General features: G+C 44.9%; 1 pseudogene. It reads left to right on the top strand.

The annotated features are described in order from the left end of the window. Positions 1-365 (top strand): annotated as a pseudogene (locus A3712_RS26330) (sigma factor-like helix-turn-helix DNA-binding protein); the annotation flags it as partial.

Genomic DNA, 365 nt, shown 5'->3' with positions numbered 1-365 from the left:
ATGCTTCGTCTAAACGAAAGAGTGAGCTCGGTAGATACGCCAATTGGTGGTGATGGTGAGAAAGCACTACTGGACATTATTCCAGATGTGAACAACTCAGATCCTGAGGTTTCGACTCAAGATAGTGATATCAAAAACTCACTGATCTTCTGGCTTGATGAGCTGAATCCTAAGCAGAAAGAGGTGCTTGCACGTCGGTTTGGCCTACCTACTAGGCTATGAACCGTCAACGCTAGAAGAAGTTGGTCGTGAAATCAGCCTAACTCGTGAACGCGTTCGTCAAATCCAAGTTGAAGGTCTTCGTCGTCTACGTGAGATCCTTATCAAGCAAGGTTTGAACATGGAAAACCTGTTCAACGTTGAAA

The organism is Vibrio sp. HI00D65 (assembly GCF_001635455.1).
In the GTDB taxonomy this organism is placed as follows: Bacteria; Pseudomonadota; Gammaproteobacteria; order Enterobacterales; family Vibrionaceae; genus Vibrio.
The sequence above is the reverse complement of the archived record's forward strand: the minus strand, read 5'-3'. Positions and strand labels throughout refer to the sequence as shown.